Here is a 16942-nt window from a genome sequence, read left to right as displayed (position 1 = left end):
TCAGAGGTCGACGAAGTGGTCGAACTCGCCGTCCTTGGCGCCCAGGATCCAGGCGTTGAGCTTGACCCGGGTGGTGGTGACGACCAGGTCGGGGTTGTCGGACTCGCGGATGTAGACGAGGTCGCCCTCGGAGGCGATCTCCAGGTAGTTGGGCTGGTCGGTGCCGAAGCTCGACCGCTGCCAGTTGAGCTGGTCCATCGAGTGCCCTTCCTGATCGTTCACGGTGGCCGCAACGAGGGTACTGCTCCACGCAAGAGGGCAGCGGCATCGTTTCGGTCATGTCAATTCGTGCGGGTCGTTGTGCTATTCCATTGGGGTGTCAGTCGTTCCTACACTGAGACCCCGCCGCACGGGGGCTGCGGGAACCAGGTTGCCGACGGGCCCGGGGGAGGCACGTGTGACTGACCGGGGCTGGGACGAGGACGAGACCCGGCCGTACTTCTTCCTCTCCTACGCGCACACACCGAAGTCCGGTGCGCGGGGTGCCGGCGACCCGAACCACTGGGTGCGCCAGCTGTACCGGGACCTCTGCGAGGCGGTGCTCCAACTCACCACCGTCCCGGCCGGGGTGCCGGTCGGGTTCATGGACGAGTCCATGCACCAGGGCGAGTTGTGGGCCGAACGGCTGTCCGAGGAGTTGGCGAGCTGCCGCGTCTTCGTGCCGCTGTACTCCCCGCGCTACTTCAATAGCGTGCCGTGCGGGCAGGAGTGGCACGCCTTCACCCGCCGACCGGTCTATCCGGCGACCATGGACGTGGAGCGCACCAGCGGCATCGTGCCGGTGCTGTGGGCGCCGATGAGCCGGTACCGGCTGCCCAAGGTCGCCAGTGAACTCCAGTTCAACCACGCGGGGTTCGGGCCCGACTACGCCACCGAGGGCCTGTACGCGCTGATGAAGCTCAGCTACTTCCGGGCCGCCTACGAACTGGCCGTGCACCGGCTGGCCGCGCGGATCGTCCAGGTCGCGGAAGAGACCGTGATCCCGGTCGGGCGGCGGCTGGAATTCAACGGGCTGCCCAGCGCGTTCAACGTGTCCGCCCCGACCAAGCAGCTGCGGATCTCCGTACTCACCTACCACCAGGGCGAGTTGCCGCAGGACCGCAACCCCGACTTCTACGGCGCCCGGCGCGCCGACTGGCACCCCTACCGCCCGGCCGGCTCGCCCATCGCGCAGCACGCCGTCCGGCTGGCCCGGCAGTTGGGGTTCCAGCCGACCGTGCACGAGTTCGACGACGAGGTCGAGTCCATCATCGAGGGCAACGCCGAGGCCCCCGGGCTGCTGCTGCTCGACCGGTGGGCGCTGCGCGACCCGCGCCGGCGCGAACTGGTCCGCCGCTTCGACCGCTCCGACGCCACCTGGGTCAGCGTCCTCGAACCGTGGAACACCGACGACCGGGAGTGCCTCGAACGGGACGGCGAGTTCAGCGGGTTGAGCGACCAGACACTGCGCAAGACCCGGCGGGCCGGCCGCCCGAGCTTCCTCGGCGTGACCGGCCCGACCGGGCTGAACAGCCTGGAGGACTTCGACGACGCGCTGCCCCGCGCCGCCATGAAGGCCAAGTACGCCTTCGAGAGCCGGACCAGGGCCGAACCGGAGGAACCGCCGGCCCCCCGGCCGAGCCTGCGCGAGGCCTTCCGGCACGGCCCGGGCGCGTACGGCCCGGACGGCTTCGGCGGGCACCGCACCGAACCCTTCGGACCGGACCCCTTCGACCGCGACCACGACCCCGACCGGGAGCACGACCCCGACCACGACCGGAACCCCGGCCGGGACGACCGCACCACGCGGGACGACTACGGCGCCCCCGACGACCGCACCGTCCGCATCACCCGGGACGGCTACGGCCTCGGCAACGTCCGCAACATCAGCGACGACCGCACCAACCGCACCGCCCGTGAGAACGATCGCTACCACCGCAACGACCGTGACGACGGCGATGACCCCGATGCTGGGATGGCGCCCTTGGGAGGACCGCACCGATGAGCGACAACACCACCAGGAACCTCCGACTCGGCGCCGCCGAGCTGGCCGCCGCGCGCGAGGCCGCCCGGCGGGCCGCCGAACAGGACCGCCAGGGCCGGATCATCACCTTCTACTCGTACAAGGGCGGCACCGGCCGCACCATGGCCCTCGCCAACACCGCCTGGATCCTGGCCGCCAACGGCTACCGGGTGCTCACCGTCGACTGGGACCTGGAGGCCCCCGGCCTCGCCAAGTTCTTCCACCCGTTCCTGGACCCGGCCTCGCTGGCCGGCACCACCGGGATGATGGACCTCATCGCCGAGTACCGCGAGGAGGCGCTGCGCCCGGTCGAGCACGCCGAGGGCTGGCACCTGGACTTCGCCCGGGTGCACCCGCACGCGCTCTCGCTCTCCTGGCCGCACTTCCCGGCCGGCGGCAGCCTGGACTTCCTCTCCGCGGGCCAGTTCAACCGCGACTACTCCGAGGCCGTCACCCACCTCGACTGGGACATCTTCTACGACCGCTTCGACGGCGGGCAGTTCTTCGACGCGCTCAAGGCCGACATGGCCAAGCGCTACGACTACGTGCTGATCGACTCCCGCACCGGCCTGTCCGACATCGCCGAGATCTGCACCGTGCAGATGCCCGACGACCTGGTGGTCTGCTTCACCCTCAGCGACCAGTCCATCGACGGCGCCTCCCGGATCGCCCAGCACATCCACGACCGCTACCGCGACCGCGGCATCCGCATCCTGCCCGTCCCGATGCGCATCGACGAGGGCGAGAAGGAGAAGGCCGACGCCGGCCGCGCCCTCGCCCGGGTCCGCTTCGACGGGCTGCCCGCGGGCCTGAGCGGCGAGGAACTCGCCGGGTACTGGGGCTCGGTGGAGATCCCGTACCGGCCGTTCTACGCCTACGAGGAGATCCTCGCCACCTTCGGCGACCAGAGCGGCACCCCCACCTCGATGCTGGCCGCCTGCGAGCGGCTCACCTCGATGATCACCGGCCGGCCCACCGCCCTGCCGCCGCTGGACGAGGAGGTGCGGCTGCGCTTCGTCGACGCGTTCACCCGCCGCCGCCCGTCCGTCCCCGCCGACCTCTACCTCTCGTACGTGCCCGAGGACCGGATGTGGGCGGACTGGATCGAGTCCGTGCTGACCAGGGCCGGCTTCCGGGTGCTGCCGCGCGACCTCAGCGCCGGCACCGACACCCGAGAGGAGACCGAGCGCGGCATCGACTCCGCCTACCGCACGGTCGCCGTGCTCTCGCCCGCCTACCAGCGCTCCCCGCAGGCCCGGGCGCTGTGGGAGTCGGTGGTCAACTCCGACCCCTCCGGCACCCGGCGCCAGCTGCTGCCGGTGCGCGTCGGCGACGTCCGGCTCACCGCGCCGTTCAGCAACCGCAACCCCGTCGACCTGGTCGGCCGCGACGAGACCCAGTCCATCCAGAGCCTGCTGCGCGCCCTCGGCCGCGGCGACGCCGTGCTCGGCGACGCCCCGGCCGGCGGCCCGCGCTTCCCCGGCAGCAAGCCCTCGGTGTGGGACGTCCCGCCGCGCAACCCCTCCTTCACCGGCCGCGCCGCCGTCCTGGAGCAGCTGCGCAACCAGCTGCGCGGCGGCATGGCGGCCGTGCTGCCCACCCCGCAGACCCTGTACGGGCTCGGCGGCGTCGGCAAGACCCAGGTGGCGCTGGAGTACGCCCACCGCTTCATGTCCGACTACGACCTGGTCTGGTGGATCGACGCCGAGCAGACCGAACTGGTCGCCCCGGCGCTCGCCGAACTCGCCCGCCGGCTGGGCCTGCGGGTCGGCGACTCCGTCACCGAGGCCGCCGAGGCCGCCCGGGAGGCGCTGCGCCGCGGCGTGCCCACCTCGCGCTGGCTGCTGATCTTCGACAACGCCGACGAGCCCTCCGAGATCCGCCGCTTCTTCCCCGGCGGCTCCGGCCACATCCTGGTCACCTCCCGCAACCAGGCCTGGACCGGGCACGCCGAGGCGCTGGAGGTCGACGTCTTCACCCGCGGCGAGAGCGTCGAGCACCTGTGCCGGCGCGCCCGCAGCCTCTCCCGGCCGGACGCCGACCGGGTCGCCGAGGCCGTCGGCGACCTGCCGCTGGCCGTCGAGGTGGCCGCCGCCTGGCTGGACACCACCGGCACCCCGGTGGACACCTACGTCGCCCAGCTGCACGCCGAGGCCGCCCGCGCCCTCGCCGTCGACCACCCCACCGACTACCCCACCCCGGTCGCCGCGACCTGGAACGTCTCGATCGGCCGGCTTCGCCAGCAGTCCCCGGCCGCCGTCCGGCTGCTCCAGCTGTGCGCCTTCTTCGCGCCCGAGCCGATCTCGATGAACCTCTTCTACAGCGACCAGATGATCCGCGCGCTGGTGCGCTACGACGCCGACCTCAGCGACAAGTTCATGCTCGGCAAGGTCATCCAGGCGATCGGCCGGTACGCGCTGGCCAAGGTCGACGCCGGCAGCAACAGCTTCCAGGTGCACCGCCTCGTCCAGGCGGTGATCCGGGCCGGGATGACCGACGACGAGCAGGAGATCGCCGTCCACGAGGTGCACCGCATCCTCACCGGCGCCCGGCCCGTCCTCGGCGACACCGACGACCCGGCCAACTGGCCGGCCTTCGACGAGATCTGGCCCCACCTGTCGCCCTCCAAGGCGCACAACTGCGACGAGGCCGACACCCGCCAACTGCTCATCGACCGGGTCCGCTACCTGTGGAAGCGCGGCGAACTCGACCGCGCCCGCGACCTCGGCCACGCCCTCGACGCCGAATGGACCAGCAAGCTCGGCGAGGACGACCGGCAGACCCTGCTGCTGCGCTTCCAACTCGCCAACGTCCTGCGCTCCCAGGGCAACTACGCCGAGGCGCTGGCCCTGGACGAGGCCACCCTGGAGCGCCAGCGGGTGCTGCTCGGCGAGCACCACCCGTACACCCTGATGACGGCCGGCTCGCTCGGCGCCGACCGGCGGGCCCTCGGCCGGTTCCAGGCCGCGCTCGACCTCGACCAGGAGATCCTGGAGCAGTTCCGCGAACTGTTCGGCGACGACAACCCGCGCACCCTCTCCATGGCGAACAACCTGGCCATCGACTACCGGCTGGTCGGCAACAGCGAGGCCGCCCGCGAACTCGACCAGGAGACCCTCGACCGGCGCACCGCCGTCCTCGGCCCCAAGCACCCCTACACCCTGTCCACCAAGTCCAACCTGGCCCGCGACCTGCGCGAACTCGGCGACTACCGCGGCTCGGTGGACCTGCTGCAGGAGGTCACCTCCGACCTCGGCGACGTCCTCGACCCCGACCTGCCGGAGAACCTGCGCAACGCCAAGTCGCTGGCCGTCTCGCTGCGCCGGATCGGCCAGCTCGCCGAGGCCCGCCGGATCACCCGGGAGACCTACGAGCGCTACCTGGAGCGCTACGGCGCCGACGCCCCCGACGCGCTCGCCTGCGCGCTCAACCTGGCCGCCGACCACAGCGCCTCCGGCGACAAGGAGGCCGCCCGCGACCTCTGCTCCACCGTCTTCGAGGGCCACCGGCGGCTGTTCGGCGACGAGCACCCGTTCACCCTGGCCTGCGCCAACAACCTCGGCATCTACCTGCGCGGCAGCGGCGACGTCCAGGGCGCCATCGAGCGCGGCCGGCTCACCGTCGACGGACTGACCCGCTCGGTCGGGGCGGAACACCCGTACACCCTCAACGCGGTGATCAACCTGGCCAACGCCCACGGCGACGCCGGGCAGAACGACCTCGCCGAGGAACTCGGCCGGGCCGCCTACGCGGGCCTGTGCGGGCGCTACTCGCCGCAGCACCCGGACGCGGTCGCCTGCGAGGCCAACCTGGCGATCACCCTGCGCTCGGCCGGCCGGCACACCCAGGCCGCCGAACTGCGCGCCCGGGCGATCTCCGAGCTGATCCGGCAGTTCGGCGAGGAGCACCCCAACACCGTCTCCGCGCGCGGCTGGAAGCGGATCAACCGGGACCTGGAGCCGCAGCCCGTGTGACCGGGGGAGGGGCGGGGTACGCTGCCGAGCCATGAGTACCCTGCCCCCCGTTCTGGTCACCCGGCACCCCGCGCCCGGCGTCCTCGAACGGCTCACCGACCGGTACGCCGTCACCGTGCGCGAGACCGACGAGGAGCTGGAGCGGGCCGAACTGCTCGACGCCGTCCGCGGCCGCCGCGCCGTCCTCACCACCCTCAACAGCCGGGTGGACGCCGAGTTCCTGGACGCCGCCGGCCCGCAGCTGGAGATCGTCGCCAACCACGCCGTCGGCTACCACAACATCGACCTCGCGGCCTGCGCCGAGCGCGGCGTGATCGTCACCAACACCCCCGGCGTGCTCACCAACGCCACCGCCGAGACCGCCTGGGCGCTGCTGCTGGCCGCCGTGCGCCGGCTCGGCGAGGGCGAGCGGCTGCTGCGCTCCGGCACGCCCTGGACCTGGAGCCCGAACTTCCTGCTCGGCCTGGAACTCGCCGGCACCCCGCTCGGCGTGCTCGGCATGGGCCGGATCGGGCAGTCGGTGGCCCGCCGGGCGAGCGCCTTCGACATGCCGGTCGGCTACCACAACCGCCGCGCCCTGCCGCCCGAGCAGGCCGGCGGCGCCGAGTGGAAGCCGCTGGAGGAACTGCTCGCCACCTCCACCGTGCTGGTCGTCACCTGCCCGTGCACCGAGGAGACCCGGCACCTGCTGGACGCCCGCCGGCTGGCCATGCTGCCGCCCGGGGCGGTGGTGGTCAGCATGACCGCCGGCGTGGTGGACGAGGAGGCGCTGGCCGCCGCCCTGGAGTCCGGCGCGCTGTTCGCCGCCGCCGTGGACAACTTCGAGCACGAGCCCGAGGTGCCGTCCGCGCTGCTCGCCCAGGAGCGCGCGGTGCTGGTCCCGCACCTGGGCAGTGCCACCGTGCGGACCCGGCAGGCGATGGGCGGCCTGGCGGTGGACAACATCCTGGCCGTGCTGGGCGGTTCCGAACCGCTGACGCCGGTCAAGGCCTGACCCCGGTCCAGATCCGAGGCGTCAGCCCGCCGCCCAGGCCAGCGCCGTGGTCATCACCCGGAACGCCCCGAAGTGCGCGGCGCCGGGCTCCAGGAAGAGCTCGGCGCCCGGGATGTGGTCGGCCAGCCAGCGGGAGTGGTCGACCGGCGAGAACTGGTCGTCCGCGCCGTGCCACAGCCAGGTCGGCACCCCGATCGACCCGACGTCGAAGCCCCACTCCGCGGTGAAGGCCAGCACGTCGTCGATCCAACCGTCCGCGCCGTGCCGGAACGCCTCCCGGTAGTTGCTCTGCAGCATCCGCCGCAGCCCGCTGTCCGCCACCACCTCCCGGTCGGCGGGGGAGAGTTCGGTGCGCAGCCCGTTCAGCAGCCGGACCGGGTCGTCCTTGATCTGCCGGGAGCGGAACTCCATCGCGTCGGCGATCCGGCCGTGCCCGCGCTCCGCCTCCCGGTAGGCGCGGACGTTGGACGGGGTCATCCCCGCGTACCAGTCCAGGCCGGTCGCGTCGCGCGGCGCCAGCCCCACCAGCACCGCCACCCGGCTGACCCGCCCCGGCAGCATCGCCGCGCAGGCCAGCGCGTGCGGGCCGCCGCCGGAGCGGCCCAGCACCGCGAAGTCGGCCAGCCCCAACTCGTCGGCGATGGTGCGCACATCGGCCGCCGCGTGGGACACCCGGCGGCCGAACAGCCGGGTCGAGTCGCCGTAGCCGGGCCGGTCGTAGGAGATCAGCCGCACCCCCAGCCGGTACAGCACGGTGCTGCGCGGATGCGGTCCGACCCGGCTGCCCGGCATGCCGTGCAGCAGGAACACCGGACGGCCGCGCGGGTCGCCGAGGGACTCGACGGCGAGGGCGCGACCGTCCGCCGCTTTGACCATCCGTAACGCCACGCGTTCCTCCTCAGTGCTCCCGGTCGGTGGTGGTGCGCACCTCCCGGCGGGCCTGCCAGGTGGTGTGCTCGCGGGACACCGCGTCCTCGGCGTCCCGGGCCAGCCGGGCCCAGATCTCCTCGGCGTCCATCGACTCCAGGTCCAGGCGGGCGAGTTGGAGGCGGATCAGGTCCAACTCCTGGGCCGCCAGCCCGTACGCGGCGGCCAGCGGCCGGTACTGGCGCAGCTGCGCCCAGGCGGTGACCGAGGCGGCCACCGCCGAGACCGTGCCCAGCGCGTCGTAGCCGAACGCGCCGAGCGCCCGCAGTACCGCCAGCGCCAGGCCCAGCGCCGGCAGCAGCACGCCCAGCACGCCGGTCCAGTACCCGGCGCGGGCGCAGTAGCGGGCCTTGTCGCGGTACCAGGCGTGCTGCACCCGGATCCGCTCGTTCAGGTACACCTCGCGGCGCACCGCCAGCGGCTGTTCGCGCAGGTCCCGCATGGCCGGGGTGATGTCCACCCCGGTCACCGGCACGGCCACCGGGCTGTCCCGGAACGCGCCCAGCACCCGGGCGAGTTGGAAGCGGTACAGCCCCTCCGCGTCCGGCAGGCTGTGCGGCGGCGGCTGGTGGGCGTCCGCCCGGACGGCGAACTTCCAGGCCAGCGTCTTCACCGACTCGGCGGCCGCCCGGCCCTCGTACCAGAGGCCCTGCGGGTTCTGCCGGCCGATCACCACCGCCAGGGCCACCGCGCCGAGGTAGCCCGCGGCGGCCGCCCAGGCCCACGGCTTGCCGTCGGCCGAGCCGGTCGCGGCGGCGACCAGCAGCAGGAGCAGCTCCCAGGCGGAGAGCCGCACCGCGCGGCGCTGGCCGCGCAGCGAGGCCGCGTCGGCGGCCCAGAAGAACTCGGGCAGCAGCTCCCGCTCGCGCACCCACCCGGTCCGTCCCGCACCAGACGCCATGCTCGGCCCCCACCCGTCGCTCCGGTCCCTCCGCTCTCCTGCCCCGGGCGGGTTCCCGGTACGCCTGGCCGCGGCCGGGGCGTCGAGCAATGGCCGGGAAGCCCCGGTGGATTGTCCGGTACGCCCCGTAGTCGGATGGTTGCGAGCCGTCATCGGGCGCGTACGCGCCGTCAGTAGGTGTAGAGGATGCGCTCGGCGTTCTCGGCCATCTGCTTGGCGTTCCACTCGGTGCCCCCCGGGACGTTGCCGGAGCGGAACAGCGGCGGCGCGGCGGCGTCCCCGGCGGCCGCCCGGTCCGCCAGTCGGCCGACCGCCGAGGCGACCACGGCCTGCATCAGCGCGCTGGTGACGATGGTGGAGACCGGGCCGAAGGAGGTCTCGGCGCCCGGGTGGGTCAGCTCGCCGTCGCCCACCGCGACCTTGCTGTCCAGCACCACGTCGCAGTGGTCCTTGAGGTAGGTGCCGGAGGGGTGGGCCGAGGGCACCTCCTCGGGGTAGGCCAGCGAGGTCACCCCGATCACCTTCAGGCCGCGGTCCCGGGCGTACCGGGCCAGCTCGACCGGCATCACCTGGCGGCCGGAGAGCGAGATCAGGAACAGCAGGTCCCCGCTGGTCGCCGGGGTCAGGTCCAGGGTCGAGGTGGCCAGCCCGGACACCCGCTCCAGGGCGCTGGACAGCGGCGCGGGCATCATCGTCACCCCGGCCATCCCGGGCACGTTCAGCAGGTTCATCGGGACCAGCCCGCCGGCCCGGTAGACCACGTCCTGGGCCGGCAGCGAGGAGTGACCGGCGCCGAAGGTGAAGACCCGACGACCTTCGGTGATCGCCTCGGCCAGCAGCGCGGCCGCCGCCTCGATGGTGTCGGACTCCTCCGCGCGGACCCGGTTCAGGTGGGCGATCGCGGCGTCGAAGTACCGGCCGACCAGGTCGTTCATCGGTTGCCTTCGCTCTCTGCCGGTGGGGGCGCCGGCCGGGTGGGGCGGCCGGGGTGGCCCGGGCCGCCAGTGGAGAAAGCTACGGCGAGCACGGTCGCGCCCCGGTGGTACCGCTGTCAACAGGAACGAAAACCGGTGCCGGAAACCCCTCGGCGGGCTCGGTTGTCGGTGCGGTGCGTCAGAATTGGCGGTGAGGACACCGAAGAACGGAGCCAGCGGCGATGTCTGGGCTGATCGACACCACTGAGATGTACCTTCGCACCATCCTGGAGCTGGAGGAAGAGGGCATCGTCCCGATGCGTGCCCGGATCGCGGAGCGGCTGGAGCAGAGCGGCCCCACGGTCAGCCAGACGGTCGGCCGGATGGAGCGCGACGGGCTGCTCCAGGTCGCCGGGGACCGCCACCTCGAACTCACCGAGGAGGGCCGGCGGCTCGCGGTGCGCGTGATGCGCAAGCACCGCATCGCCGAGTGCCTGCTGGTCGACGTGATCGGCCTGGAGTGGGACCAGGTCCACGAGGAGGCCTGCCGCTGGGAGCACGTGATGAGCGAGACGGTCGAGCGCAAGGTGCTCGCCATGCTCGGCCACCCGACCCAGTCCCCGTACGGCAACCCGATCCCGGGGCTGGACGAGCTGGGCGACACCAAGGCCGAGGGCGAGGGCTTCGACGCCGCGCTCGTCCCGCTGGACACCGTCAAGCCGGGTGAGGCCGGGGCCGACGTCGTGGTGCGCCGGATCGGCGAGCCGATCCAGACCGACAGCGAGCTGATGAGCACGCTGCGCCGAGCCGGCGTCCGGCCGGGCTCCACGATCAAGGTGGCCGTCGGCACCGGCGTCGGCGGCGTGCTGGTCGGCACCGGGGACAACGCGGCGGAGCTGGGCAAGGACATCGCCCAGCACGTCTTCGTCGCCCAGGCCTGAGCCCGCCGCCCGACCGGGCCCGATCGTCGCGCTCCGTCCGGGCTCCGAAGGGGCTCCGTGACGACGGTCAGGGCCCGCTGCTCCCCGTGCAGCGGGCCCTTCCCGTCCCTCCCCGGCTCCCTCCCGGTCCCCTCCTGCCCCTCCCGCTCCCTCCCGGCCCCTCCACCGCCTCGCCCGGCTTCCCCGTCCGAGCGACCCTTCCGGCGACCCCACACACCGCAATTCCTCCCCTTGGCCGATCATGGCAATCCTTGAGCGCTGTCACTCGTACGAGGGGCTTTCCCGGTTGACCAGCGGGTAGACCGAGGCCTTATCCGCACATGCGTGTGACGGGCCCCGCCTCCGGTGGGAGACAAGGCCCGTCACTCGCGCGCGTGGTGTCGCGCGCTGCACGCCCTCACCCGATCGGCGCAGGGCGGCATGCTCCGGGTGGCCGACGGCCGGTCCGCGGGCGGGTCCGTACGGACGGCCGGGGCGGACGGCGGGCCGACGGCCGGGCGGTCAGACGCCGGCCGGCTGGGCGGTCTGGAGCTGCTGGGCGGGCGCCTCCCGGCCGCAGGCGTAGGCGAGCGGGCTGATCAGCTCGGCGGCGTCCGGCAGCCAGCGGTTGGACTCGGAGGGGGAGCGGGCCCACTGGGCGTAGCCGGTGGAGCCGATCCGCGAGGGCGGGGCGACCGTCCAGTCCCCCTCGCCGCGGGCGACCAGGTCCAGCCGCCCGGGCGGCCAGCCGAGCTTGCGGAGCATCTCCGGCAGCTTGGCCGCGACCCCGGGCAGCACCAGGAAGTGCAGCCGCCGCCCGACCCGGCCGGGCGAGGTGGGCAGCACCACGACCGGGCCGAGCTGGAGGTCCATCCGCTCCATCCGGGCCAGCGCCAGGCACCCGGCCGTCTCCGGCACGTCCAGGACGTCGAAGGACCGGCCGGTGGGCAGCAGGATCGAGGCCCGGGGCCGTTCGGTCCACCAGCGCCGCACCGCGCCGGGCCCGGCGCTCGCCTTGCGGGCCCAGTCCGCGTCCAGCGGGTGGGCGCCCGGCTGGGGGCAGCGCTGGTCGCCGCAGGAGCAGCGGGCGGGTCCGTCGCCGTCGATCAGCCAGGCGCCCGGTGCCACCTCCCAGTGGCGGTTCTCGGCGTAGCCGACGGCTTCGATCAGCAGCGGGGGCAGGCCGGCGTTCTTGTCCTGGCCGGGGGCGTCGGGGATGTCTTCCACGGGCTGCTCAACTACCGTGCGTGAGGCTGGTTACGGCCCGGCGGGCCCCGGTCGGCCGCATCCCGGCAATGTCACCCGAACCGGTGACTCAAGCGAGTTGGTGCGGGCGGAGGCAGGCGCAGCGGGGGCGCACGGAAGCATTCCCCAGGGCGCGTGGGGGGTGCGGTTCGTCACCGTGGGTATCCCGCTGGCGTTGCTGATCGCTAACCTGGTGTCAGATTCCTTGGACGGTCGGACAGTCGGCAACAGATCAGCACATCGTCGCCCGCCGGCCGGGACCGGAGGGTGTGGGGAGGCGAAGCCCAATGGCCGCGAGACCACTCGTCGCACGACAGCCCAACGAGCGCCTGCAGCAACTGATCCAGGAGGCCAGCTGCTCCAACGCCGGCCTGGCCCGCAGGGTCAACCTGTGCGGCGCGGAGCACGGACTGGACCTGCGCTACGACAAGACCTCCGTCGCCCGCTGGCTGCGCGGGCAGCAGCCGCGCGGTCAGGCGCCGGCCGTGATCGCCGAGGCCCTCGGGCGCAAGCTCGGCCGCAGCGTGTCGGTCGAGGAGATCGGCATGGCCGACGGCAAGAACCTCAGCTCCGGCATCGGGCTGCAGTTCGCGCCGACCCTGAACGCCGCCCTGGAGCAGGTCTGCGAGCTGTGGCGCAGCGACGTCGGCCGGCGGGACTTCCTGACCGGGGCGACGGTCGCCGCCTCCGCGCTGGTGGAGCCCAGCCGGGACTGGCTGATCACCCCGCCCGACCCGGTGGTGGCCCGCGCCGGCGGCCCCCGGGTCGGCCCGACCGACGTGGCCGCGATCAAGGCGACCACCACGATGCTGGTCGACCTGGACCACCGCTTCGGCAGCGGTCACGTGCGCCCGGTCGTCGTGCACTACCTCAACTCGGTGGTCTCCGGCCTGCTCGGCGGCGCCTACCGGGAGGAGACCGGCCGCCAACTCTTCGCCGCGGTGGCCCGGTTGACCGAACTGGCCGGCTACATGGCGGTGGACACCGGACAGCCCGGACTGGCCCAGCGCTACTACATCCAGGCCCTGCGGCTCGCCCAGGCCGCCGACGACCGCGGCTACGGCGGCTACGTGCTGGCCGCCTCGATGAGCCACCTGGCGGCCACCCTCGGCAACCCGCGGGAGATCGCCCAGCTCGCCCGCGCCGCCCAGGAGGGCGCCCGGACGGTGGCCACCCCGACGGCGATGGCGATGTTCTACGCCGCCGAGGCCCGCGGCCACGCCCTGCTCGGCGACGCCCGCTCCTGCGAGGCGGTGTCGGCCAAGGCGCTGGAGATGATGGAGAAGCGCCGCCCCGAGGACGACCCGGACTGGATCGCCCACTTCGACGACGCCTACCTCGCCGACGAACTCGCCCACTGCCACCGGGACCTGGAACAGGCCGGTCCGGCCGAGCACTACGCCCGCCGGGCGCTCGACCTGCACCCGCCGACCAGGGTCCGCCGCCGCGCGGTGGACCTCGTCCTGCTCGCCACCGCCCAGCTCCAGCAGCGCGACCTGGAACGCGCCTGCGAGACGGGCACCCAGGCGGTGCGGCTGCTGAGCGGGCTGCGCTCCAACCGGGGCGTGGAGTACCTGGACGAGTTCCGGCGCAGGCTGGAGCCCTACCGGGAGCAGCGGGTGGTGCGCGAGTTCCACGCCAGGGCGGACGCGGAGGCGGCCTGAGCATCGTCTGTGCAGGGAGCGTGTGGGATTGTCCCGCCCGCGTGGTCACCCGGTGGGGCGAACCGGTAGCGTGGGCGCGACGTCCAAGGAACTGTGATGCTCCCAAGAACCGACGAGATGTGGTCCGCCGCCAGTGCGCGGTCCTGCACAGGTGAGGAATCGCGTTGAGTCAGCGCCGCTCGTACAACTCGGGTGACTTCAACCTGGACGACCTGTTCCGCCCCGAGCCCGGCCAGCCCCAGGGCCAGCCGGGCCAGCAGCAGGGCCCCACGGCCGTGCCGCCGGTGGGCCAGCCGTCCGGGCAGCCCGAGTACCTGGGGGAGGGCGCGCACGCGCAGCCGACCCAGGCCGTGCCCGCCCAGCAGCCCGGGTGGGGCGCCGCGCCGCAGCCCGGTTACGGCGTCCCGCCGCAGGCCCAGCAGGCCCAGCCCGCCCCGGAGACCCAGCACCTGCCGCCGTACCCGGCCGGCGACCCGCAGGGCGGCTACCCGGTGCCGCAGCCCGGCTACGGCGTCCCGCCGCAGGCCGCGCCCGGCTACCAGGGGTACCCGCAGGCCGCGCAGCAGCAGTACCCCGTGCAGGGCTACCCCCAGCAGGACGGCTACGCCCAGGACGGGTACGCCCCGGACGGCTACGGGCCGGACCAGGACGCCACCCAGGGGGGTCGCGGCGGTCGCGGCGGCCGCTCCTCCAACAAGCTGATCATCGGCGGCGTGGTGGCGGGCTTCGCGGCCGCCGGCGTGCTGGTCGCCGTCCTGATGAGCGGCGACGACCCCGCCAAGGGCGGCCAGAAGACCGCCCCGGTCGCCGCCACCGGCTCCACCACCCCCGGCACGGCCAGCGCGAGCGGCTCCGGCGCCGCCGCCGACCCGGAGGTCAAGGCGCAGGCCCAGCCGCTGTCCGACCTGCTGGGCACCGCGAGCGACAGCCGCAGCGCGGTGGTCTCCGCGGTCGCCTCGGTGCAGAAGTGCGACAAGCTCCCCGAGTCGCAGCAGGCACTGGCCGCCGCGGCCGGCAAGCGGCGCGAGCTGCAGACCAAGCTCGGCCAGCTGAAGACCGACAAGCTGCCCGGCGGCCAGCAGCTGATCGATCAGCTCAACGCGGCCTGGACGGCCTCGGCCCAGGCCGACGACGAGTACGCGGCGTGGGCGACCGACGCCCAGGCCTCCTGCGACCCGAAGAAGCCGGACACCGGCAACCAGCACTACAAGAACGCGGTGCAGGCCAGCGGCACGGCGACCACCGCGAAGAAGCAGGCCTCGACCCTGTGGAACGCGATCGCCACCCAGACCGGCCTGCCCAGCCGCGGCGACGGCGACCTGTAGCGGGACGCTGAAGGGCGGGCCGTAGCGCCCGCCCTCCGTGGCCCGTGCGGGGTCAGGACGGGCCGCGGGCCCCGGTGAGCACCCAGCGGACGTCCACGAAGCCCGGCTGCTGCAGGGTCATCCGGCCGTTCTTGACCACCTGGTAGGTGACCCAGGTGTTGACCAGCCGCGGCGACTCGGTGCTGGGCAGCATGTTGGTGGTGCCCCAGTTCAGCGGCGGGGTGAGGCCGACGTCGATGCCCTCGCCGCTGTCCAGCAGGGCGTCGATGGACTTCGCGTCGACCGGCTTGCCGGCCGCGGTGAGCTTCTCCGTCACCACCCGGAACACCTCGTAGGCGACCCAGGTGGTCTGCACGCCCGGGTCGGAGACGTCGATGGCGTGCCCGTCGGAGGCCTGGGAGCGCACCACCGCGCGCAGCCCGTCCCAGGTCTTGGCCGACTCCGGCGGGTACCAGCTGGTGACGAACGCGCCGGCCAGCGGGCCGGAGTCGCCGCCGGTGGAGTCGACCACCGACTGCTGGACGCTGCCGATCACCGAGGCGATCCGGGTGTTCCGCGGGTTCTGCCGGCGGTAGGAGTCCAGCAGGTTGCTGGTCGGCTCGGCGGCCAGGGCGCTGGTGATGCAGTTGCCCGGCTCGTCCTTGCCGACCGCCTTGCGGATCACCTGGCCGTAGTCCGAGGACTGCTCGGGCGCCTTGACGTCCAGCAGCTTGATCCCGGCCGGCTTGAGCGCGTTGCCCAGGTAGCCGAGCAGGTTGTCGCCGGCCGGGGTGTCCGGGCGGATCAGCGAGACGGCCTTGCAGCCGGCGTCGACCAGCTGGCGGCCGCTGCCGGCGATCAGCGCGGGCATGCCGCCGTCCACCGGGTAGGACAGCGGGCTGGAGAACTCGGGCTGGGACAGGCCGTAGCCGCCGAGCAGCGGGATGCCCGCCCGCTCCAGCACCGGCATGAAGGCGTCGCCCCACTGGCTGTAGGAGCCGATCACGGCGACCGCCTTGGCGTCCACCGCCTGCTGGGCGCAGGCCTTGGCGCCGTCGGCGGTGTTGTGCTCGTTGCAGGTGATCACGTGCAGCCGGTGACCGCTCAACCCGCCCTTGACGTTGACGTCCCGGCCGATCGACTCGGCGAGCGCGGTCATGCCGGGGCGGTCCGCCGAGCCGGTTCCGGACGGCGCCCAGGTCATCACGGTCAGGTCGGTGGCACTGGTGGAGGCATCGGCCGGTCCGCCGCACGCGGAGGCCGAGAAGAGGGTGGGGAACAGCACCGCGGCGGTCACCGCGGCGGCGATCGGACGCCGCGGGCGGCGTCTGCTGATCGTGGGACGGGCCTGGGACGAGTCCCTTCGGCTGGTCATCGGTCTTCCCTCTCTGGGGCGCCATCCGGCGCACCGGGGAACAAGCCAAGCCCCGGAGCGACACGTCGAGAGGGCGGAAATGCGAACGCTCGGCAAACGGAGGCTGAAATCCGGAGCGGTACGCGTGTAGATCGCGAGTGGAGCACGAACAGACGGGGAACGTACGATCGTTCACCATGTCCGCCAGCACAGATTCTTCGCACCGGTCCGCCCGAAACCCTTCTCGTCCGGGCCACCGCTCCAGCACGATGGGCGGCATGCCGCTCAACGACCTGCCCTGGTGGCGCTGGCGAGCCCGACTCCGCTCGGCGCTGCACATGCTGTCCGACCCCGGTTTCCAGCACGAGGCCTGGCTCACCGGCCGGGAGGGCTACGGCGACGTGACCGACGCCGTCTACCGGCTGGTCGAGGACACCTGGCTGGACCGCTGGTCCGCCGAGAAGTACGTGGGCACCATCTTCCGCGACTCCGCCGAGGCCGCCCTGGTCGACGTCGCGGTGCTGCGCGCGGTGCAGATGCTGCACGAGGTCGGTGCCGACGCCCCGGCCTCCGCCTACCTCGGCCACCCCGGCTGGCCGGAGACCGTCCGGGCCGCCCGCGAGGCGCACGTCGCCCTCGCCACCGGGGACGGGGACGACCCGGACGCGACCCCCAAGTCCCTCGACGTGCTGCGCATCCTGACCCAGGTCTGAGCCGTACCGCCGGTCGGTGCCGTCCCGCAG

Annotated in this window: 13 protein-coding genes; 7 read left to right on the top strand and 6 right to left on the bottom strand. The window is 73.4% G+C overall.

Annotated features, from left to right (window positions below):
- Entirely contained in the window at nt 1-222 is a 222-nt protein-coding gene (locus ACFVXG_RS08305) for a DUF397 domain-containing protein (protein ID WP_350505004.1), read from the bottom strand.
- 175 nt (nt 223-397) lie between these two features.
- Between ACFVXG_RS08305 and ACFVXG_RS08300 the strand changes: the two genes are divergently transcribed.
- The 3 genes from ACFVXG_RS08300 to ACFVXG_RS08290 are packed head-to-tail and all read left to right on the top strand — an operon-like array spanning nt 398 to nt 6970.
- Nucleotides 398-1984, top strand: coding sequence for a TIR-like protein FxsC (locus ACFVXG_RS08300; RefSeq protein ID WP_387925483.1), 1587 nt, complete (start codon nt 398-400; stop codon nt 1982-1984).
- Nucleotides 1981-5976, top strand: a complete 3996-nt coding sequence (gene fxsT, locus ACFVXG_RS08295) for an FxSxx-COOH system tetratricopeptide repeat protein (RefSeq protein ID WP_387925481.1) — start codon at nt 1981-1983, stop codon at nt 5974-5976. Before ACFVXG_RS08300 ends, fxsT begins: the two co-directional genes overlap by 4 nt.
- Before the next feature lie 31 nt (nt 5977-6007).
- Entirely contained in the window at nt 6008-6970 is a 963-nt protein-coding gene (locus tag ACFVXG_RS08290; protein ID WP_387925479.1) for a 2-hydroxyacid dehydrogenase, read from the top strand.
- Nucleotides 6971-6991: 21 nt separating this feature from the next.
- On the opposite strand, the gene ACFVXG_RS08285 is transcribed toward ACFVXG_RS08290, so the two are convergent.
- From ACFVXG_RS08285 to ACFVXG_RS08275, 3 genes are all read right to left on the bottom strand, one after another.
- A complete protein-coding gene (locus ACFVXG_RS08285) occupies nt 6992-7846 on the bottom strand; it encodes an alpha/beta fold hydrolase (protein ID WP_387925766.1) in 855 nt (284 codons plus the stop codon).
- Between the two features lie 22 nt (nt 7847-7868).
- Nucleotides 7869-8768 (bottom strand): DUF4231 domain-containing protein, encoded by a 900-nt coding sequence (locus ACFVXG_RS08280; protein WP_387925477.1) that lies wholly within the window; start codon nt 8766-8768, stop codon nt 7869-7871.
- 200 nt (nt 8769-8968) lie between these two features.
- Nucleotides 8969-9733: an SIS domain-containing protein gene (locus tag ACFVXG_RS08275; RefSeq protein WP_387925476.1), complete on the bottom strand. Its 765-nt coding sequence runs from the start codon at nt 9731-9733 to the stop codon at nt 8969-8971.
- Nucleotides 9734-9954: 221 nt separating this feature from the next.
- On the opposite strand from ACFVXG_RS08275, the gene ACFVXG_RS08270 reads away from it, so the two are divergent.
- Nucleotides 9955-10653, top strand: coding sequence for a metal-dependent transcriptional regulator (locus ACFVXG_RS08270; RefSeq protein ID WP_387925474.1), 699 nt, complete (start codon nt 9955-9957; stop codon nt 10651-10653).
- A gap of 501 nt (nt 10654-11154) precedes the next feature.
- On the opposite strand, the gene ACFVXG_RS08265 is transcribed toward ACFVXG_RS08270, so the two are convergent.
- The gene (locus ACFVXG_RS08265; RefSeq protein WP_350505010.1) at nt 11155-11859 is read right to left on the bottom strand and encodes a bifunctional DNA primase/polymerase; all 705 of its coding nucleotides are present in this window, start codon (nt 11857-11859) and stop codon (nt 11155-11157) included.
- A gap of 305 nt (nt 11860-12164) precedes the next feature.
- Here ACFVXG_RS08265 and ACFVXG_RS08260 point away from each other — a divergent pair, with 305 nt between their 5' ends.
- Entirely contained in the window at nt 12165-13541 is a 1377-nt protein-coding gene (locus ACFVXG_RS08260; RefSeq protein ID WP_350505011.1) for a transcriptional regulator, read from the top strand.
- A 164-nt stretch (nt 13542-13705) separates the two neighbouring features.
- Entirely contained in the window at nt 13706-14866 is a 1161-nt protein-coding gene (locus ACFVXG_RS08255) for a hypothetical protein (protein ID WP_387925473.1), read from the top strand.
- Nucleotides 14867-14918: 52 nt separating this feature from the next.
- On the opposite strand, the gene ACFVXG_RS08250 is transcribed toward ACFVXG_RS08255, so the two are convergent.
- Nucleotides 14919-16220 carry an ABC transporter substrate-binding protein gene (locus tag ACFVXG_RS08250; RefSeq protein ID WP_387925471.1) on the bottom strand — a complete coding sequence of 434 codons (1302 nt, stop codon included), beginning with the start codon at nt 16218-16220 and terminating at the stop codon, nt 14919-14921.
- Between the two features lie 176 nt (nt 16221-16396).
- Here ACFVXG_RS08250 and ACFVXG_RS08245 point away from each other — a divergent pair, with 176 nt between their 5' ends.
- Nucleotides 16397-16912, top strand: coding sequence for a hypothetical protein (locus ACFVXG_RS08245; protein WP_350505014.1), 516 nt, complete (start codon nt 16397-16399; stop codon nt 16910-16912).
- Nucleotides 16913-16942: the final 30 nt, after the last annotated feature.

The organism is Kitasatospora sp. NPDC058162, assembly GCF_042884005.1.
Taxonomy (GTDB): Bacteria; Actinomycetota; Actinomycetes; order Streptomycetales; family Streptomycetaceae; genus Kitasatospora.
The sequence above is the reverse complement of the archived record's forward strand: the minus strand, read 5'-3'. Positions and strand labels throughout refer to the sequence as shown.